General features: G+C 45.9%; 18 protein-coding genes. 13 read left to right on the forward strand and 5 right to left on the reverse strand.

Annotation, left to right across the window (positions count from 1 at the left end; translation table 11 throughout):
* The 3 genes from NBZ79_RS09690 (at window position 1) to rpsD (ending at window position 2,367) form a co-directional block, all read left to right on the forward strand.
* Window positions 1–762: an RNA methyltransferase gene (locus NBZ79_RS09690; RefSeq protein WP_251932181.1), complete on the forward strand. Its 762-nt coding sequence runs from the start codon at window positions 1–3 to the stop codon at window positions 760–762.
* Window positions 743–1,654, forward strand: coding sequence for an alpha/beta fold hydrolase (locus tag NBZ79_RS09695; protein ID WP_251932182.1), 912 nt, complete (start codon window positions 743–745; stop codon window positions 1,652–1,654). Before NBZ79_RS09690 ends, NBZ79_RS09695 begins: the two co-directional genes overlap by 20 nt.
* A 95-nt stretch (window positions 1,655–1,749) precedes the next feature.
* Window positions 1,750–2,367, forward strand: a complete 618-nt coding sequence (rpsD, locus tag NBZ79_RS09700; protein ID WP_251932183.1) for a 30S ribosomal protein S4 — start codon at window positions 1,750–1,752, stop codon at window positions 2,365–2,367.
* Window positions 2,368–2,436: 69 nt separating this feature from the next.
* Here rpsD and NBZ79_RS09705 read toward each other — a convergent pair whose 3' ends face one another.
* From NBZ79_RS09705 to purM, 4 genes are all read right to left on the reverse strand, one after another.
* Window positions 2,437–2,631 (reverse strand): DUF202 domain-containing protein, encoded by a 195-nt coding sequence (locus NBZ79_RS09705; protein ID WP_251932184.1) that lies wholly within the window; start codon window positions 2,629–2,631, stop codon window positions 2,437–2,439.
* A 159-nt stretch (window positions 2,632–2,790) separates the two neighbouring features.
* Complete coding sequence (locus NBZ79_RS09710) at window positions 2,791–3,861, reverse strand: ABC transporter substrate-binding protein (RefSeq protein WP_251932185.1); 1,071 nt, start codon at window positions 3,859–3,861, stop codon at window positions 2,791–2,793.
* Between the two features lie 110 nt (window positions 3,862–3,971).
* Complete coding sequence (gene purN, locus NBZ79_RS09715; RefSeq protein ID WP_251932186.1) at window positions 3,972–4,628, reverse strand: phosphoribosylglycinamide formyltransferase; 657 nt, start codon at window positions 4,626–4,628, stop codon at window positions 3,972–3,974.
* Window positions 4,616–5,698, reverse strand: coding sequence for a phosphoribosylformylglycinamidine cyclo-ligase (gene purM, locus NBZ79_RS09720; RefSeq protein ID WP_251932187.1), 1,083 nt, complete (start codon window positions 5,696–5,698; stop codon window positions 4,616–4,618). Before purM ends, purN begins: the two co-directional genes overlap by 13 nt.
* Before the next feature lie 66 nt (window positions 5,699–5,764).
* Here purM and NBZ79_RS09725 point away from each other — a divergent pair, with 66 nt between their 5' ends.
* The 8 genes from NBZ79_RS09725 to NBZ79_RS09760 all read left to right on the forward strand — a co-directional run bounded on the left by NBZ79_RS09725 (window position 5,765) and on the right by NBZ79_RS09760 (window position 14,384).
* Window positions 5,765–6,916, forward strand: a complete 1,152-nt coding sequence (locus tag NBZ79_RS09725) for a DUF2066 domain-containing protein (protein WP_251932188.1) — start codon at window positions 5,765–5,767, stop codon at window positions 6,914–6,916.
* Between the two features lie 38 nt (window positions 6,917–6,954).
* Window positions 6,955–7,482, forward strand: coding sequence for a CDP-alcohol phosphatidyltransferase family protein (locus NBZ79_RS09730; protein WP_251932189.1), 528 nt, complete (start codon window positions 6,955–6,957; stop codon window positions 7,480–7,482).
* A 40-nt stretch (window positions 7,483–7,522) separates the two neighbouring features.
* Window positions 7,523–8,608 carry an AI-2E family transporter gene (locus tag NBZ79_RS09735; RefSeq protein ID WP_251932190.1) on the forward strand — a complete coding sequence of 362 codons (1,086 nt, stop codon included), beginning with the start codon at window positions 7,523–7,525 and terminating at the stop codon, window positions 8,606–8,608.
* Window positions 8,609–8,643: 35 nt separating this feature from the next.
* Window positions 8,644–9,321 carry an HdaA/DnaA family protein gene (locus NBZ79_RS09740; RefSeq protein WP_251932191.1) on the forward strand — a complete coding sequence of 226 codons (678 nt, stop codon included), beginning with the start codon at window positions 8,644–8,646 and terminating at the stop codon, window positions 9,319–9,321.
* Window position 9,322: 1 nt separating this feature from the next.
* Complete coding sequence (locus NBZ79_RS09745) at window positions 9,323–10,102, forward strand: SDR family oxidoreductase (RefSeq protein ID WP_251932192.1); 780 nt, start codon at window positions 9,323–9,325, stop codon at window positions 10,100–10,102.
* Complete coding sequence (locus NBZ79_RS09750; RefSeq protein ID WP_251932193.1) at window positions 10,103–10,561, forward strand: DUF2147 domain-containing protein; 459 nt, start codon at window positions 10,103–10,105, stop codon at window positions 10,559–10,561. It begins immediately after the preceding gene.
* A gap of 119 nt (window positions 10,562–10,680) precedes the next feature.
* Window positions 10,681–12,834, forward strand: a complete 2,154-nt coding sequence (locus NBZ79_RS09755; protein WP_251932194.1) for an RNA degradosome polyphosphate kinase — start codon at window positions 10,681–10,683, stop codon at window positions 12,832–12,834.
* 35 nt (window positions 12,835–12,869) lie between these two features.
* Window positions 12,870–14,384, forward strand: coding sequence for a Ppx/GppA phosphatase family protein (locus NBZ79_RS09760; protein WP_251932195.1), 1,515 nt, complete (start codon window positions 12,870–12,872; stop codon window positions 14,382–14,384).
* Here NBZ79_RS09760 and rnd read toward each other — a convergent pair.
* Window positions 14,371–15,519: a ribonuclease D gene (gene rnd, locus NBZ79_RS09765; protein WP_251932196.1), complete on the reverse strand. Its 1,149-nt coding sequence runs from the start codon at window positions 15,517–15,519 to the stop codon at window positions 14,371–14,373. The two genes, NBZ79_RS09760 and rnd, sit on opposite strands and share 14 nt — an antisense overlap.
* A gap of 202 nt (window positions 15,520–15,721) precedes the next feature.
* Here rnd and aspS point away from each other — a divergent pair, with 202 nt between their 5' ends.
* Together aspS and NBZ79_RS09775 are read left to right on the forward strand one after the other, a co-directional pair.
* Complete coding sequence (aspS, locus tag NBZ79_RS09770; RefSeq protein WP_251932197.1) at window positions 15,722–17,503, forward strand: aspartate--tRNA ligase; 1,782 nt, start codon at window positions 15,722–15,724, stop codon at window positions 17,501–17,503.
* 143 nt (window positions 17,504–17,646) lie between these two features.
* On the forward strand, window positions 17,647–19,329 hold the full coding sequence (locus tag NBZ79_RS09775) for an EAL domain-containing protein (protein WP_251932198.1): 1,683 nt from the start codon (window positions 17,647–17,649) through the stop codon (window positions 19,327–19,329).
* Window positions 19,330–19,446 lie beyond the last annotated feature (117 nt).

Below are 19,446 nucleotides of genomic sequence, written 5' to 3' on the forward strand. Positions count from 1 at the left end.
GTGTCTAAGACGAACCAACCGGTAATAATTCTGGTGGAGCCCCAGATGGGGGAGAATATTGGTGCCTCTGCCCGTGCCATGCTGAATTTTGGTCTAACAGAATTACGTATCGTCAAACCCAGAGACGGCTGGCCCAATGAGCGCGCCGTGGCGATGGCTTCGCGGGCGGATCGGGTGCTGGAGAACGCCAGGATTTTTGACACCACAGCCGAGGCCGTAGCGGATCTGCAATATGTTTATGCGACGACAGCCCGACAACGGGATGTGATCAAGAAAACATCGACACCCAACGGGGCTGCTACTGATCTTCGACATCAATCTCAAACGGGTATTGCAACAGGGATTTTGTTCGGAAAAGAAAGTGTCGGACTGTCTGCCGATGATGTGACTCTGGCCGATAGCCTGATTTCAGTTCCGTTAAATCCGGAATTTTCATCGATTAATTTGGCCCAAGCTGTTCTGCTGTTAGGGTACGAATGGTTTCAGGCGGCAGACGACACGCCTGATCATCAAATACTGAATAAGGAACGGCCAGCTACCAAGGCGGAATTGTCATATCTGTTCGACCGTATCGAGCGTGAATTGGATGCGCGCGGTTTTTTTGATCCGATAATTAATAGAAAACCTGTTATTTTGCGGAATATGCGGACAATGTTTCAGCGGCTGGGGTTGATGGAATCTGATGTGCGAGCCTTTCAGGGTGGGGTAAAGGGTCTGAGCATGAAGGTGAAAGATAAAAAAAATGACGGAAATCACTCATAACATAACGGCAATCAGCGATATCAAAATTCATTATGCTGAAAGCGGTAGGGACAAGCAGGACCTGGTCCTGTTGCTACATGGTTTCCCGGAATTTTGGTACACATGGCGGCAACAGCTCCCGGATATTGGCGAAAGGTATCATGCGGTCGCACCGGATATGCGCGGCTATAATCTTTCAGATAAGCCTGAAGGCATTAAATCCTATCGTATCAACCATTTAATGGCCGATATGTTTCGCTTGGTTGAGCAACTGGGACATGAAAAATTCTACCTTGTTGCTCATGACTGGGGGGCTGGTGTTGCCTGGGCCATGGCTATTGCGCATCCGGAAAAGATCAAGGGACTGGTCATCATGAATGGTCCACACCCGTTTATCTTTTCAGAGCTATTATCAAAAAATGAGACGCAAATCGAGCAAAGCCAGTATATGGCCTATTTCCGCAATGAGGGGATAGAAGATGATATGTTGGCAAATGACTGCGAATGGCTGTTGAAATGGACGTTTAAGGAACATTTAGCAACAGGACAGATGACCGAAGAAGACAGGCAGGCCTATTTGACCGCCTGGACACGGCCGAATGCGTTAAAATCCATGCTGAATTATTATCGGGCATCGCCTTTAACACCGGCAACAGCTGAGAATAAGGGAAAAGGATTTGGTCTTAATCCTGCTGATTTCGTCGTGAAGGTACCGACCCTGGTTATATGGGGAGAAGAGGATCACGCATTGGTCCCTGAAAACCTGGATGGATTAGCGGAATTGGTGCCTGATCTTGAGATCGTCAGATTGCCGAATGTAACCCATTGGGTCACCCATGAAGCGCCGGAAATAGTCTCAAAAGAGATCTTGTCATTTGTCGATAAGCTGGCGGGACAATCTCAGTCCACATAAGGATTGACAAGGTTTTTATCATCAGTATAGTGCGCCGCTTGAGCAAGCCTCGTCGGCATGCCTTTTTCCTAAATCGATAGAACTGGATTAAGTTTATGAGCAAGCGCATTCAAGCGAAATACAAAATTGACCGCCGCATGGGCGAAAACCTCTGGGGCCGTCCTAAAAGCCCCGTAAACCGCCGGGAATATGGACCGGGCCAACATGGTCAGGGTCGCCGCGGTAAAATTTCTGATTTTGGTATCCATCTTCGTGCCAAACAGAAACTCAAAGGATATTACGGTAACATCACGGAAAAAAGCTTCCGTCGTCTTTATGCCGAAGCCGTTCGCCTGAAAGGTGATACGTCCGAAAATCTTATTGGTCTTCTGGAACGTCGGCTGGACGCTGTTGTTTACCGCATGAAATTCGTGCCGACGGTTTTTGCAGCACGCCAGTTTGTCAATCACGGCCATGTCCTGGTTAATGGTAAGAAAGTGAATATTTCTTCTTATCAGGTAAAAGTGGGTGACGTTGTTGAAGTTCGTGAGAAATCCAAACAGATGGCTCTGGTTCTAGAAGCTGCTGACAGCCCGGAACGTGACATTCCAGAATATCTTGACGTGGATCAAAAGAAATTGAAGGGAACGTTTAATAATATTCCTAACCTGTCAGACGTTCCATACCCGGTTGTGATGGAACCGAACCTGATCGTCGAATTCTATTCTCGCTAAGATATTAGCGGACACAGAAAAGCCGGTGGATTTATCCCCCGGCTTTTTTTGCGTCTGAAGAGCGGCGCCTCATAATCCACCGTCGCGTTTTTCTTCATTGATGGACTTCTTGACCCGTTGATAATCAAAAATACCGATCAATAATACGGTGAGGGATAAGGGCAGCAGTATCCATCCTAAAAATCCGAGCAATTTGTCATCTAGCAATTGAATTAAAGCGACACTCGCAGCACATAAGGCAATTGCCGTCTTCACATAGGCCATAAGGGTGCGTCGGTTCGCCAGCTCGGTTCTATGAACCGCGAGCTTAAAAGTGTCTATATTGCGCTTGTCCTGCTGAGTAATTTTGTACCCTCCTTGACATCATGCAGCTTAGTTAAACAAATTTGAACCCCGCAAGACAAGGGGCAAGTGTATCTAATGTTATGGAGCGGGTATATTTGTCGGTAAAATTTCCTCTACGAGCTTTTCGGAACCTTTATCAGCTTTGACCAAGGCAACGGATTTTACCGGAATGGGATTACCAGCGGAAAAGCTGATATTTCCCGTAATCCCCGGGAAATCTTGTAATGTTGAAAGCGCCTTTCTTACCGCCTCGACATCCGTGCTGCCAGCTTTTTCGATAGCTGCAGCAACCAGCTTGACTGTATCATAGCCCAATGCCGTGAAGGCATCTGGCTCATGCCCGGGGTATTTTTCCATAAACGCTGCACGGAAGGCAACGACGGCCGGGGATGTGTTATCTGCGCCTACATCTGCATGGGTGGTGAAGTAACTATTGTCTTCATCGGGAAGCTGTTGCCATCCTTCACCGATATCAAATCCATCACCGCTCAGGATTGGGACTGCTATCCCCGCATTTCGAAGTTGGGAAACTTCTGAGATAACCTCATCAGGAGACGCAGAAAGAAAAATCAATTCAGCATCACCAAGTTCACCGAACAGTTCTGCAAAGCTGTCTGCCGTATATGCCTTATCAAAGGTAATTGTTCCGCCAAGCTCTGTGTATCGCGAAACAAAATATTTTCTGAGGAGCTCTGTATAAGACATGCCTTGTTTGTACAGGACTGCGACTTTTGAAATCTTCAGGTTGTGGACAGCCCATTCCGCCGCCGCCGCCGCTTGCACATTGTCGCCGTAACAGGCGAGAAACAGATAGTCTGGTACATGTTCAGGCAAAAGTGGGGAAGTAGCGCCAGATGTAATGAACAAACGCTTATGTTTTGCCGCAACATGCGCTGCCGCGAGGACAACATCTGTATCAGACATGCCGATAAGGACAGGCATATCTGAATTGGCGTCGATCATGGCTTCTGTTTTACGGGTAATGGCGGCAGGATTCGTTTCGCCATCCTCAAGTATAAGATTAACTTTCCGCCCTAAAACACCACCATTGCTGTTTAATTCTTCAACAGCAAGTAATGCGCCCTGCGAAGATGGGATGTCCAGATTTTTCTGGTCTCCGGTCAAATTATAAATTGCGCCAATATTCATTTTCTGCTCACTTTCCTGACAAGCTGCTATCAGCAGGATAACAAGTAAAATTGCTGATTTAAAAATACATTTTGAAATCATAATCACAGCACAACGAAAATAAATTACTTTTACATATCCAGTTTTGGGTTAACAAGGGATCGGGTTGGTTGATCGGCTTCGTTTAAAATAGCAATTGGACCACTGATCCGGATCTGTTTGTCCGCGACTAACCGTAGGGCAAGCGGGTAAATAAGATGCTCCTGCTCCAGGATACGGGCAGCGAGGATGTCTACTGTGTCATCCTGTAAAATGGGCACCGCAGCCTGCGCAATAATGGGTCCGTCATCCATTTCCGGACGAACGAAATGTACGGTGCAACCGGTGAAACGGGCGCCGGATTCGATGGCTCTTTCATGGACATGCAACCCCTTGAAAGCCGGAAGCAGGGAAGGGTGGATGTTCAGGATTCGATCCCGCCAGCGATTTACGAAATCTGCTGTTAATAGGCGCATGAAGCCCGCAAGGCATATAAGATCTACGTCAAGTTCTGCAAGATATTCTGTGAGTTGGGTTTCAAAAGATTCCCGGTCGTCGAAATCACGATGATCAATGACACGCGTCGAGATACTGTTCTCTGCGGCAAATTTGAGGCCGGCTGCTTCCAGGTTATTTGAGACAACCGTAACAATTTCCGCTGGAAAATTTTCAACGGCGCACGCCTTTACGAGAGATTGCATATTACTCCCGCGGGATGAAATGAGAACCGCAACCCTTAACTTTGCCACGCCATTTCCAACTCGTTTATGTTCACTTGCTCTTCATTGCCAATGCGATTACGGAGCCGGCCAACGGAATAGACCGTTTCTCCTGCATTAGTCAGCATATCAATTGCCAGCTTTTCATTTTCCGGAGAAACCGCAACCACCATCCCCAAGCCGCAGTTAAATGTTGTTGCCAATTCCCGCGGGGCTATGTTTCCGACATCGGCTAACCAATTGAAGAGGGGGGGTAAAGGCCAGGAAGTGACGTCAAGCTCAGCAACAAGTGTCTCGGGTAAAATACGGGGAATATTCTCGAACAGGCCGCCACCGGTAATATGGGATAGTGCTTTTATGTGTCCTGCCCGAATTGCTTGAAGACAACTTTTGACATAGATTCGGGTTGGTGCGATTAGCGCATCTCCCAGTGATTGTTGCGAATCAAAAGGTGCCTTGTCAGAATAATTCAGGTTAAAATCGCTGACAAGTTTGCGAATAAGCGAAAAACCATTGGAATGAACCCCAGAAGACGCTAACCCCAAAAGAACATCACCGTCATTTAGCTGATCAGCTTGTAGCAATTGATCCCGCTCGACGGCACCCACGGTAAAGCCAGCAAGGTCGTAATCACCTGCGGCATACATTCCCGGCATCTCAGCCGTTTCACCGCCAATCAGAGCGCAGCCGGCTTGCTTACATCCTTCGGCAATCCCAGAAATAATTGTGCGCGCTGCGGAAACTTCAAGACCACCCGTTGCAAAGTAATCAAGGAAGAATAAGGGCTCCGCGCCTTGAACAACCAGATCATTGACGCACATTGCCACCAGATCAATTCCGACTGTATCGTGACGGCCCATATCAATCGCTACTTTTAATTTTGTGCCAACGCCATCTGTGGCTGAAACCAGCAAGGGATCTTTAAACCCGGCAGCCTTTGGATCGAAAATTGCGCCAAATCCACCAAGGTCAGCATTCGCGCCCAATCGTTTTGTGGCTGCTGCGAGTGGTTTTATTGCATCAACAAGAGAGTTTCCTGCATCAATGTCAACACCTGCGTCTTTGTAACTGTAACTTTTTTTGGAGCTATCGTTGTTCATAAGATATGCTACACCCAACCAGTAGTTTATGCTCGGCTCAACATACTTTTTTTCCAGTGGTTTGCAATGACGGATACAAAACGAATTCTAAGTAATGTCACGCATCAGGTTATTTGCGTCCTGTTTATTTCATTTCTCACGACAGTCCCGGCCCATGCTGTTGAAAATGACCAGTATACAGTGAGAGATATCTCGGTTGATACGACAGCGGCAACTATACCGCAGGCCCAGACTAAAGCTATCAGGGTCGGGCAGAGACGCGCTTTCTACACCTTGCTGCGAAAACTTGTACCCGTGGCATATCATTTGGATATTCCCGTACTTCAGGATGAGGAAATCACACCCCTGGTCGCCGGATTTCAGGTTGCGAACGAGCGTACAGCGCCGCAGCGGTATCTCGCTGACCTGACATTCGAATTTAAGCGTCAGGAGATTCGGGATGTGCTACGAAACGCGGGGCTGCCATTTGCCGAAGCGGTTGCCAAACCTCTTTTGGTTCTTCCCGTATTTAATAATGGTGAAACTAAAGTACTCTGGGAAGAGCCAAATCCATGGCGTACCGCCTGGGTCGACGTCATCGATTTTGGTGTAAGACCGGAAATCGCTGAATCCAATCTGGATGACGCCGCACAAACACTCTCTCAACCAGTTATTGTTCCTGCCGGCGACTTTGCGGATATTCAGGCTATCGACGTTCAGCAGGCCGTATCACTCGATGAAGACGCACTTGGTGTTATTGAAGACATTTATGAAACTCCAGGTACGCTGATTATTAGCGCCAGGCTCCGTGAAGATCAGGACGGTCGCCTGGTTCTTGAAATTTCGCGACAACGCAGTGGACAGTTTTCCACAACTGTCATCGATTCGTATATAGGAACTGATGATCCGGAATTTCTAATGCAAAGTGCCATTCTTGATATCCTGCAAAAACAACAGGATGACTGGAAACAGCAAAATATCATTGATTTTAGTGTGGAGAATACTCTTGCTGTTACCACAACTATTACAGGTCTAGAGGATTGGCTCCATATACAGGAGCAGGTGAAGAGCCTCTCATCTGTGAGTGGTACGCGGACAATTGATTTGTCGGTGGCAAAAGCTTTTTGGCATGTCACTTTCCTCGGGAGCATTGATCAACTCAGGATTTCGCTTGCTCAGCAGGATTTGCAATTAGTTGATAATAGCGGTTACTGGACACTTGACCCCGTTCGGAACTGACAGATGTTTGATTTTTAATTTCGTGAATTGGATATACTGTGAATATCCCCAATAGCATTACACTATTTCGCATGATGCTCGTGCCCCTAATCGTCTGGCTTATCTTGCGTGAGCAGATGTTGGCAGCATTTATTGTTTTTTTGATCGCCGGTGTGACGGATGCTCTCGATGGCTTGATAGCAAAGCAATTTGATCTGGTAACACCGCTCGGGACGTATTTGGATCCATTGGCTGATAAAGTATTGTTGGTATCGATATACGTAACCTTGGGAATTCAGGAATTTTTACCAAGCTGGCTGGTTATTTTGGTGGTCAGTCGAGATATCCTGATCGTAGGTGGAATATTGCTGACCTTTCTTATGGAGCTGAACCTTGAAATTGCTCCTTCGAAAATCAGTAAATTCAATACATTCTTTCAAATCAGTTTAGCTGCTTTGATTTTGGGTGATCGTGGATTAAATATTGATGATAATTTTTTTATCGTCATGTGTATCTACGCGGTTGCCGTAACAACTGTCCTTTCCGGACATAATTACATTTTGCAATGGTCGCGGCAAAATAGTTAGAAGTAAACCCGCTGGCAACCCAACCTGGAGAAACCCTGAGATGTCGCTAAAACAACATATGAAATTTTGGGCTTTTTTTGTCGCGCTATTCATTCTCTTTCTTGTGCTATTAAGCAATATCCTGCTGCCCTTTATATTGGGAATGGCCGTTGCTTATTTTCTGGACCCCGTTGCTGATAAACTAGAAGATCTCGGCCTGAACAGGTCTTTGGCAACGACAATTATCATTGGAGTTTTTGTCCTGCTTGTAATTTTGCTGACAATCCTATTGGTTCCGGTTTTGATAGAGCAATTATTGGGTTTCTTGAATAGGTTGCCCGGCTATATCACGAAACTACACGCGTTTCTCATGCCAATTGTTGAGCGGTTTGTTGATGTAAGTGATTTGCAACAGAACGGGGAAGTTAAAAAATCTCTTGCTCTGTATGCGGCGGAGGCCGTCAAAAGTCTCGGGGCGTTGTCTAAGAACATAATTGGTGGCGGTCTCGCTTTAGTTAATATCATTACACTGCTGGTCATTACACCCGTCGTTGCATTCTATCTGTTGCGGGACTGGGATCATATCGTCGAGAAGGTGAATAGTTGGCTTCCTGTCAAAAATGCCCATGAGGTGCGTCGCCTGGCCAGCGAGATTGATGACGTTCTCGCCGGGTTTGTGCGGGGGCAGGCAACTGTCTGTCTAATATTGTCTCTTTATTATGGTATTGCGCTCATGGCTTCAGGCCTGGAATTTGGCCTAACAATCGGAATCATAACGGGAATGATTTCATTTATTCCATTTGTCGGTGCAATTATCGGGGCAGTTGCGTCCATTGGTGTGGCACTTGTGCAATTTTGGCCGGATTTTGTCATGATCGGTATAGTTGGCGTTATTTTTGTCGTCGGGCAGGTTCTGGAGGGATATGTACTGACACCAAATCTAGTCGGCGAACGAGTTGGTCTCCATCCTGTTTGGGTCATGTTCGGTTTGCTGGCAGGTGGTAGTCTGTTCGGATTTGTGGGTGTTTTGATTGCAGTTCCGATGGCCGCCGTTGTAGGTGTACTTAGTCGCTTCTCTATTCGGCAGTATCTTGAAAGCCCTCTATATGGTGCCCCTGTACCGCCCCCGGAAGAAGACGAAAAGTAACTTACCCATTTCAATTCGATAAAAGAATGTACTCTATGGAAGCTTCTCAAATTCCAATGAACTTCACGTTTCGGTCGGCGGATGGTCGTGAAGATTTCCTTGTTGCACAGGCCAATGAGATTGCGGTTGGCTGGATTGATAAATGGCCAGCCTGGCAGAGCGGCTTTTTGATCTTAACAGGACCGAGGGGGTGCGGTAAGTCGCATCTTGCTGGAGTCTGGCAAACGATGTCCAACGCCATACTTATCCAGTCGTCAGATTTGGCGGGATTATCAATAGAGGCCCTTGCAGAGATAGCGACCACTCCTGTTTTATGTGAGGACATTAAACCCGGAGTAGCTGAAACTGAGATGTTTCACTTGTTTAATTTAATGGTGGAGAATAAAAACAGCATGCTTATCACGGCTGAAATGGCACCAAAACAGTGGAACCTTACGTTGCCCGATTTGGCATCGCGGTTGGGAACTATTCCAATTGCAGCGATTGAGGAACCGGACGATCAGTTATTTGCGGCATTGGTTGTCAAACATTTTTCAGACCGACAGCTTGCGGTAACACCGGATGTCGTTCAATATTTACTTAATCGGATTGAGCGTTCTTTTGCTGAAATTGCAAGAATGGTATCAATCCTGGATAAGCGGGCGCTCGCACAGAAAAGAAAAATAAATATTCCCCTCGTACGGGACGTCTTGATGGAAGAACAGGAAAATTGAAATGGATTTAGGATTATCAGGTAAGTGGGCAATCGTTTGTGCTTCAAGTAAGGGTTTGGGTCGCGGATGCGCCGAAGCTTTGGCGGAAGAGGGGGTAAATCTTGTTATCACAGCGCGAACAGCATCGACCCTGAATGAAACGGCTGATTTTATTCGAGATAAATGGGGCGTCGAGGTTAAAGCGCTTGCGGGTGACATAACGACGCCGGAAGGGCGGGCGGATGTCCTTCGGGCCTGTCCCAATCCTGATATCCTGGTAAATAATGCCGGCGGACCACCTCCGGGAGACTTTCAAGACTGGTCGACAGACGATTGGATGAAAGCGCTTAACGCCAACATGCTCACGCCAATTGAACTGATCAAGGCAACAGTCAATGGTATGCGGGAGCGAAAATTCGGTCGCATTGTAAATATTACATCGGCTGCTGTAAAAGCACCCATCGATATTCTGGGCTTGTCGAATGGCGCAAGGGCGGGCCTCACCGGGTTTGTAGCGGGCATCGCGAGAAAAACAGTAATCGACAATGTGACAATAAATGCGCTACTTCCCGGACCGTTTGATACGGATCGCCTAAAAAGTAACTTTGAAACCGTTGCAAAGTCTACAGGAATGCCCCTGGAGCAACTGCGTAAAGAACGTGCGGCAGGAAATCCGGCCGGTCGATTTGGGACAGCTGAAGAATTCGGGGCTGCATGTGCTTTTTTATGCAGTGATAAAGCCGGGTTTATTACCGGACAGAACCTACTATTGGATGGGGGCGCTTTTCCAGGCACCTTGTAAATGGGATTACCTAAGGGAGAAATTGAGATGTTGCTTAACAAAGGATTATTTTTCGCTGCTGTTGTTTCTCTTTCATTGTTGGCATCGAAAGCCTATGCGGATGTTACTGGAACCTGGTCAACGGTAGAAGGTAAGAGCCACGTTAAGATTGAGCCGTGTGGAGACAAGTTTTGCGGTAAGATAGTTTGGTTAAAAGAACCAAACAACGCAGAAGGAAAACCAAAAAAAGATATAAATAATACAGATGAAGCCCTGAGGGGCAGGCCAATTCTCGGAATGGAGTTATTGAACGGTTTTTCACCTGAATCAAAAACGGAATGGGATGACGGTACCATTTACAATCCGGAAGATGGAAAAACATATAGCTCGACTTTGACAATAGCAAAATCGGGGGAGCTTGAAGTCGAAGGTTGTGTGCTGTTTATATGTAAAACGCAGGTTTGGAAAAAGGTAGAGTGAATTTTTACCTTTTTGTTCTATCCTGGATATTGAACCAGAAGGAAACAGCTGAATTGTCATAAAACTGTGACATATTGATTGGTATCGTATGGGAAGAGCAGTTTTTACGGGAAATGGGAATGGCTTCATCGGTCGATATGGCATCAGAAAGTCCTGAGCCGGAAATTTTGATGGAAAGTAAAGAGCGGTTTATTAACCGTGAATTATCGTGGCTTTCCTTCAATGACCGCGTCCTTCAAGAGGGCGCGAACACGGCTCATCCTTTATTGGAAAGACTACGGTTTTTATCTATTTCTGCGGCAAATCTTGATGAATTTTATATGGTGCGCGTCGCTGGCCTTTGGGGCCAAATCAGAGCGCATGTCAAAACACTCAGTGACGATGGACTGACGCCGATCCAGCAACTGGAGAAAGTGGACCAGAAGGCAAAAACTCTAATCAAAGAGCAACAAGTTCAATGGAAGAATTTGCTTGTCGAACTTCGCAATGCCGGTGTTTCTGTCATAACACCAGATGAGCTTAATAAAGAAGACCTGCAGTGGCTTAAAGGGCATTTCGAAACCCAGATATATCCTATCCTGACACCTATGGCACTGGATCCAGCGCATCCGTTCCCCTTTATTCAAAATTTAGGCTTTGGAATGTTTCTGGAACTGGTCCGGAAAAATGACGAGCGTAAACTCAAGGCTCTACTCTTGTTACCACAAACGCTGGACAGATTTACTCGATTACCCGGAGAAGAGGTTAGATACATAAGTGTTGAAAATATTGTGACACTGTTTTTGGGTCATTTCTTCCCTGGATATACTGTTGCCGGTCAAGGCCTGTTCCGTCTGGTACGAGACAGCGATATCGAAGTTGAAGAAGAGGCAGAGGATTTGGTTCGTCTGTTCGAGACGGCCCTTAAACGCCGGCGAAGGGGAAGTGTTATAAGGCTTAAAGTAGACGTGGAAATGCCTCAGTCCTTTATTGATTTCCTGGTTGCTGAGCTGGATTTGGACCGTCGGGCGATTGTTGTTGTTGATGGGTTGTTGGGATTGTCAGACACAGCAAATTTAATTACAGACGAGCGACCAGACCTTTGTTTCACACCACATACACCGCGATATCCTGAGCGCGTACGCCAAACCGGCGGAGATATTTTTGCAGCGATAAGCAACAAAGATATTATTGTGCATCATCCCTATGAAAGTTTTGATGCCGTCGTTCATTTCATTCGTCAGGCAGCAGCCGACCCTGATGTAATTGCCATTAAGCATACGCTTTACCGCACGTCCACAAACAGCCCTGTCGTGAGTGCATTGATAGAAGCGGCCGAAACAGGAAAATCTGTAACAGTTCTGATTGAGTTGAAAGCACGATTTGATGAAGCAGCGAATATTAAATGGGCGCGGGATTTGGAGCGTGCTGGGGCACAGGTCATATACGGTTTTATAGATCTTAAAACACATTCGAAGGTTTCGGCGGTAGTAAGAAGAGAGGGTAAAGCCCTTAAAACTTATATGCATTTTGGGACTGGAAACTATCATCCGGTCAATGCGCTTGTGTATTCCGATCTGTCGCTTTTTACAGCAGACGCTCAGTTGGCGAAAGATGTTTCATTGATGTTTAACTACATTACGGGATATGCAAAACCAAAAGGACTCACCAAACTCGTTCTATCGCCATACAGTCTGCGCGATTCTTTGATTGAAATGATTGAGGATGAAATTGAATTTGCCAAACAAGGGAAACCGGCCAGTGTTTGGGCGAAACTAAATTCGCTTGTCGACCCGAAAATAATCGACACGTTATATAAAGCGAGCAATGCCGGAGTAGAGATCAGATTGGTCATTCGCGGTATTTGTTGCCTGAGACCTGGTATAAAAGGATTGTCTGAAAATATCTATGTAACAAGTATTGTTGGAAGGTTTCTTGAACATTCTCGTATTGTTTGCTTTGGAGCCGGGCGCAAACTGCCATCACCGGAGGCAAAAGTGTTTATTTCCTCCGCAGACTGGATGCAAAGAAATTTTGATCGACGGGTAGAGACTCTGGTCCCAGTTACCAATACAACCGTGCATCTGCAAGTCTTGGATCAAATCATGGTTGCTTGCTTAAAAGACACAGCTCAAAGTTGGCGTTTGACCAAAAATGGCGACTATCAGCGGGTTGAGGGCGGGAAAAAGCCTTTTTCAGCTCATAATTATTTTATGACCAACCCGTCTTTGTCTGGACGCGGTAAGGCATTGCGGGTAAAGGAACCTGTACCCAAACTTGTTCCCCCAAGTTGATATTGACCCTTGTTATGCTTTAGGTGCTGATGAAAATGGAAGATCGGGACAGAGACTTAGATCCGGCTGTAAAACAGTCGGATAGATCAACTGCGGTCATTGATATTGGTTCAAACTCTGTTCGGTTAGTGGTCTTCGATGGGCCAAAGAGGGTACCTCTACCCAAATTTAATGAAAAAGTACTTTGCGGGCTGGGGCAGGATCTGGGAACGACCGGGCTTCTCGGTCAGGGAGCCATGGATGATGCAATAACTGCCCTTCGTCGATATTCAGCCTTGGTCAACCAAATGGGTATAGAACGGGTTATGGTTGCTGCTACGGCCGCCGTGCGGGAGGCTCAAAATGGATCAGAATTTGTATCGGAAATTGAGCAAGAATGCGACCTTAACGTTCAGGTTCTCAGCGGTAAACAAGAAGCAAGATATGCTGGATTGGGTGTCTTGTCCGGGATACCTCATGCCAATGGCATCGTTGGTGATTTGGGCGGGGGTAGTTTAGAACTTGTCGGCTTATCTGACAGTCATATTTCGGAAACTGCCACTTTGCCCCTGGGTGCACTGCGCTTGTCAAATATGCATATGTCAGAAAAGAGACTGAGAAAAGAGATCACTAAAAAAATCACCGCCGTTGATTGGCTGGAGCCCATTCCAACCAAGAATTTTTATGTGGTTGGTGGTGGTTGGCGAAGTCTGGCGAAATACCATATTGCGAAAACAGGGTATCCCCTGAATATTGTGCATAATTACAGATTGTCTTTACCCGATATTCTTGATCTGCTGGATGAAGTGCTCGCTATGGATGATGACATGATGGTGTCCACGCCAGGCATAGCCAAGAGCCGTGCAGGAACATTGAAAACCTCCGCCCTTATCATGCAAATTATTTTGAATAAAATCACACCAAAACATGTCATTTTCTCAGGAAATGGCCTCCGCGAAGGTATGCTTTTTTCAGAATTGAAAAAATCTGTTCGAAAACGCGATCCACTTATGGAAGCGTGCCGGGATATGGCAGCCCGGGAAGGCCGGTTCGCAGAGCATGGTGAAGAGATTTATGAATGGATTAAGGATCTAGTTGAACATGCTGATGTAAAAGGAAACTATTTGGCTTTGGCCGCGGCAACGTTAAGTGATATCGCGTGGTGGGTAAGCCCTGATTATCGTGCAGCACAAGCCTTCAGAAGAATATTTCGGGCACCGTTCAATGGGATTGGACATCGTGGACGCGCAATTGTCGCTCTTGCGGTATATGCACGATATCGAGGTAATTTTTCAGGCAGTGCGCCGGATAACAGTCTGGCATTGTTAAGTGAATCTGAAGCCAAGGACGCTTTGACGCTCGGCCTAGCTCTGCGTCTTTCTCATACTCTAAGCGGCGGTACAATGGGCATTTTAAGTCGTACAAATCTTCGTGTCTTACCCACAGAGCTAATTTTGGAAGTCCCGGAGGATTTGTCAAATTTACTTGGAGTCCATGTATCCAGTCGACTGAGAATCCTGGCGGATGCCTTTGGAAAAACATCCAGGATTGATGTTATTACAGGTGAATAATCTTTATTTTTCCGGATTCCGATGCGAGCGCAATTTTCCCTTTTTTAAGTTGAAGGGCTAGATCACCAAAAACTTTTCTACGCCAGCCTTTAAGGGCAGGGACATCTGCATTGTCGTCAATAGCGATTTTTTCCAAATCCGCCGTATTGCAGATAAGTTTCTGTGCTACGTCATTTTCTTCGCAACATTGCTTCAAAACCACTCTTAATAAATCCATGAGAGGGCCGGTACCTTTTGGTAACGCTTCCTTTTTTGTTATCTTCGGGCATTGTTCCGCAGGCAGGTTCACACCCTTTTTTATGGCTTCAAGCAAGCCATGTCCCATATTTCCATTGGAAAATCTTTGCCCAATTCCACGTACATGAGATAATTTTTCAGGCGAGGAGGGAGGGTTTGAGGCGATTTCCAGAAGGGCCTCATCCTTCAATACCCTGTTTCGCGGTATATTCTGTTTATGTGCCTGTTCCTCTCGCCATCCAGCAACAGATTGCAGTATTCCCAAAAATTTCGGATGCGAATTGCGGGACTTTATGCGCTTCCAGGCATTTTCCGGAGGTGTGAAATAGGTGTCGGCCGATCGCAGGATCTCCATTTCCGACTGAACCCACTCTTCGCGCCCTGATTTCGTCAATTCTGCTGCCAGAAATTTATAAACGTCCCTCAGATACGTGACATCGGCTTCGGCATAGGTTAGTTGCTTCTCGGAAAGAGGGCGCCTTGACCAATCAGTAAAACGAGACGATTTATCGATTGATTTACCTACAATTTTTGACACCAATGTGTCATATCCAACAGACTCGCCGAAACCGCAGACCATGGCGGCGACTTGCGTGTCAAATATTGGCGTTGGAACCATGCCGTTTAAATGATAGAAAATTTCCAGATCCTGGCGACCTGCATGAAAGATCTTTAGGACCGTTTCATCCTGCATTAACTCAAAGAGCGGCTTAAGATCTATTCCATCTGCCAATGGATCAATTATTGCAGATTCATCCTCACTGGCGATCTGAATAAGACACAGAACAGGCCAAAACGTACTTTCCCTCAAAAACTCTGTATCGATCGTAATATGGGGAAATTGTTTCAGTCGCGATACAAGGGCAGAGAGATCGGAAGTTGTCGTGATTATTTGCATTGTTCATAAAGCCACTTAAGAGGAAAAATGGCCACATTGACTGTCCAAATTTCAGTTACGGATACACATTCATTTAACTAATTGCAGACTAGTCGATTTTTCAGAGGAAAGGAAGGTTGGCGCGCGGTGAAAAACCATGTAATACAAGCGTTTCAAAACCTAGTAGGTCAAGATTAACCGTAAATAATGTAAGAGAGCACCCATGCACAGCTACCGATCCCATACTTGCGCGCAATTGCGCGATAGCGATGTTGGAGAAACCGTCCGCCTTTCTGGCTGGGTTCATCGTAAGCGCGATCACGGAAATCTACTTTTCTTGGACCTACGGGACCATTACGGCATAACGCAATGTGTTATCGAAACGGATGTTGAAAATTTTGAACTGGTTGAAAATGTCCGCTCTGAAAGTGTGATTACAATTACCGGGAAAGTGGTTGCACGGAGTGACGAAACTATCAACAGCAATCTTCCTACTGGTAAGATTGAAGTTGATATTGAAAGTTTCGAGCTTCAATCTGCAGCCGATGAATTGCCAATGCCTGTTTTTGGTGAGCAGGAATATCCGGAAGACATTCGCTTGCGTCATCGATATCTGGATCTACGACGGGAACGTCTGCATAACAATATCGTTCTAAGGTCGCAGATTATTGGTGCGTTGCGCGATCAGATGCGGGCGCAAGGGTTTATGGAGTTTCAAACGCCAATCCTGACAGCGTCTTCACCGGAAGGCGCGCGCGATTTCTTGGTGCCCAGCCGTATCCATCCTGGCCAGTTTTACGCCCTTCCACAAGCACCACAGCAATTTAAGCAACTCATCATGATGTCGGGTTTTGATCGTTACTTCCAAATTGCACCCTGTTTTCGCGATGAGGATGCCCGTGCTGACCGAAGCCCGGGCGAATTCTACCAACTCGATATCGAAATGGCTTTCGTTACGCAAGAGGATGTATTTCAGGCAGTTGAGCCCGTCTTGACAAATGTATTTAAAGATTTTGCCGGTGATAGAAAGGTTGTCGAGCCATTTGAACGAATTCCATTCGATGAAGCTATGCTCAAATACGGCACAGACAAACCGGATCTGCGCAATCCAATATTATTGGTTGACGTTACAGAGCCTTTTACCGGATCAGGATTTGGATTGTTTGCGCGGTCGATTGAATCCGGATCCACAGTACGGGCAATACCGGCACCCGGAGCTGGAGATCGGCCCAGAAGCTTTTTTGATAAAATGAATGATTGGGCGCGAAAAGAAGGCGCAGGCGGTTTAGGATATATAATTTTCAAAGACGGTGAGGCTAAAGGTCCAATTGCGAAGAATTTGGATGAAGCCCGAATTGCCAAAATTCAGGAGATGACGGGCGTTGCAGATGGTGACGCTGTATTTTTTGCCTGCGACAAAGAAGCAGGTGCTGCCGATTTGGCGGGCAAGGCCAGGGTCAAAATTGGAAATGATCTGGATATTTGTGAAAAAGACGTTTTCCGGTTTTGTTGGGTTATCGACTTTCCAATGTTCGAATATGACGAAAATGAAAAGAAAATTGACTTCAGTCATAACCCTTTCTCCATGCCACAAGGAGGGCTGGAAGCGCTCGAGACCATGGATCCGCTTGAAATTAAGGGCTATCAGTATGACATAGTCTGTAATGGTATCGAATTGTCGTCAGGTGCCATTAGAAACCATCGACCCGATATTATGATGAAAGCCTTCGAAATAGCAGGTTATGAACCTCAGGTTGTCGAAGATCGTTTCGGCGGCATGTTGAGCGCGTTTCGTTATGGCGCGCCACCCCATGGTGGTATTGCTCCCGGTGTCGACCGGATCGTTATGCTTCTCGCAGATGAACCAAATATCAGGGAAGTAATTCTATTCCCCATGAATCAACAAGCCCAGGATCTAATGATGCAGGCGCCGGCTGAAGTGCCTTTAAAGAACCTACGCGAATTGCATATTCGGACAGTCACGCCAGAGCCAAAGAAAGAGTGATTGACCTGAAAATTTTTTATAATTCCAAAAGCCCGTAGCGATACGGGCTTTTTTGTTATTTTTTTACGAGCTTTTTGTGCTTTTTTTCGAATTTGTTAATAAATGCCATCGTATTCTCAAACTTCAATTGTAGAGGTGTGACATTGGCACAAGATAATAAACTTGAAAACCTTCGGACAGAGAAAGAACGCTTCGTAGCGTTTTCCTTTGCGGCAGCTGATTTATTGATCGAATTGGATGCTCAAGGCAAGATTTGTTATATCTCCGGCGCCGCTAAAGGGCTTGTTGGATTGGATGCCAGTGAACTTAAACAAACAACATTTATCGATCTTGTGGCGTCGAAAGATCGCCGGGTCGTTGCCTATGTGCTGGAGTCCATGAAAGAAGGGGATCGCATAACACCTGTTGCGGCACAAATGGATAAAACAAGTATTACTGTTGTGGTTGGCGCCTGTAAGTTGCCCCGTACACACGGGCATATCTTTCTGGCTCTTAATGTATCTGGTACAACGGCAGTTAAGTCAATTACGGAGCATCGTGATGGAGATACGGGCCTGTTAGACAGAAATGATTTTCTCAAACTTGCTGACGAACAGATGCAATTGACTGCTGAAACCGGTCAAAAAGTTGAACTTACGCTGTTACATCTTAACGGCATCGCCGATATGGAAGGTCGGATTGATGAAACTGAGATGGAAGAGTTTCTGAGCCAGGTTGGGACGATCCTACGAAGATATTCGGTTGGCGGAGATTCTGCGGGTCGCTTGGATTCAGACAAATACGGCGTTGTACATAGCCCATCAATTGACGGCAAAATTCTTGAAGAACAAATATCGGCACTATCCAAGAAATCTGATCCAAAAAGCGACTTGGATGTTACTCATAATTCTCTGGAACTTGAGAAGAATGAAATGTCTGCCAACAATGCAACGCAGGCTCTGATGTATGTCATCAATCGATTTGTTGATAGTGAAACCGAAGCATTTGACATAAAAACCCTGGCTGATGGTATGGAAAATCGGTTAGAAACGACAATGAATCGGATGCTGGCTCTCAAGTCCGTGTTTCAAAATTACAAATTCAATCTGGTTTATCAACCAATAGTTCAGATAGGCGATGGAGAAGTTCATCATTATGAGGCTCTCTCCCGTTTTAAGGATGGGGAATCACCTTATGAAACGATCGTCTTTGCGGAAGAAACCGGCATAATTTATGACCTTGATCTCGCTGTCGCTAAAAAAGCGAAAGACAAACTCACCGAATATCAAAAGCGAGGCGATATTCTTCCAAAGCTCGCAATCAATATTTCAGGATTGTCGCTAGAATCTGATAGCTTTGTCGACAATCTGCTGGCTCTTTACGAAGATGACACTGAAATTCGCGAAAACATCAGTTTGGAAATTACTGAAACAGCGCGGGTTGGAGATTTGGAGCGGGCGGAGCGTATTCTGCAAACAATTCGTAAAAACGGGATGGAAATCAGCCTTGATGATATGGGAGCGGGATCTTCTTCATTTCAATATATTCGTGCTTTGACCGTTGATTACATCAAGATTGACGGAACTTATATCAAGGAAGTGCAGACGAACAAGAAAGATGCCGCAATATTGAAATCCATGTCGCGCCTTTGTCAGGAGCTTGATATAGGGACAATCGCCGAAATGGTTGAAACGAAGGAGCAATTGCATATTCTGAAAGTTCTTGGGGTCAATTATGGACAAGGCTGGTACTTCGGCAAGCCTCAAAAAGACATAGAAACGAAGCGGAAATCTCGCGGTATCTCAATGAATATCAAGAGAAAAGGATTTGCGACGACCTGGTCGTAACGAAAAAAAGAGCATGTTTCCGGACACATGCTCTTTTCTAAGGGAGTACAATAAACAGGTTTGGAATGTCAAAATGACTTGCAGATCATTCTTCTATTCCACTTGATACTCTTACGC

It is taken from the genome of Sneathiella marina (genome assembly GCF_023746535.1).
GTDB classification, from domain to species: domain Bacteria; phylum Pseudomonadota; class Alphaproteobacteria; order Sneathiellales; family Sneathiellaceae; genus Sneathiella; species Sneathiella marina.

Bases quoted from the DNA above. Each gene is read 5' to 3' on its own strand.
- NBZ79_RS09695 (WP_251932182.1), top strand. From the start codon at position 743: ATGACGGAAATCACTCATAACATAACGGCAATCAGCGATATCAAAATT.
- rpsD (WP_251932183.1), top strand. From the start codon at position 1,750: ATGAGCAAGCGCATTCAAGCGAAATACAAAATTGACCGCCGCATGGGC.
- NBZ79_RS09705 (WP_251932184.1), bottom strand. From the start codon at position 2,631: ATGGCCTATGTGAAGACGGCAATTGCCTTATGTGCTGCGAGTGTCGCT.
- NBZ79_RS09710 (WP_251932185.1), bottom strand. From the start codon at position 3,861: ATGAATATTGGCGCAATTTATAATTTGACCGGAGACCAGAAAAATCTG.
- purM (WP_251932187.1), bottom strand. From the start codon at position 5,698: ATGAACAACGATAGCTCCAAAAAAAGTTACAGTTACAAAGACGCAGGT.
- NBZ79_RS09725 (WP_251932188.1), top strand. From the start codon at position 5,765: ATGACGGATACAAAACGAATTCTAAGTAATGTCACGCATCAGGTTATT.
- NBZ79_RS09735 (WP_251932190.1), top strand. From the start codon at position 7,523: ATGTCGCTAAAACAACATATGAAATTTTGGGCTTTTTTTGTCGCGCTA.
- NBZ79_RS09740 (WP_251932191.1), top strand. From the start codon at position 8,644: ATGGAAGCTTCTCAAATTCCAATGAACTTCACGTTTCGGTCGGCGGAT.
- NBZ79_RS09745 (WP_251932192.1), top strand. From the start codon at position 9,323: ATGGATTTAGGATTATCAGGTAAGTGGGCAATCGTTTGTGCTTCAAGT.
- NBZ79_RS09750 (WP_251932193.1), top strand. From the start codon at position 10,103: ATGGGATTACCTAAGGGAGAAATTGAGATGTTGCTTAACAAAGGATTA.
- NBZ79_RS09755 (WP_251932194.1), top strand. From the start codon at position 10,681: ATGGCTTCATCGGTCGATATGGCATCAGAAAGTCCTGAGCCGGAAATT.
- NBZ79_RS09760 (WP_251932195.1), top strand. From the start codon at position 12,870: ATGGAAGATCGGGACAGAGACTTAGATCCGGCTGTAAAACAGTCGGAT.
- rnd (WP_251932196.1), bottom strand. From the start codon at position 15,519: ATGCAAATAATCACGACAACTTCCGATCTCTCTGCCCTTGTATCGCGA.
- aspS (WP_251932197.1), top strand. From the start codon at position 15,722: ATGCACAGCTACCGATCCCATACTTGCGCGCAATTGCGCGATAGCGAT.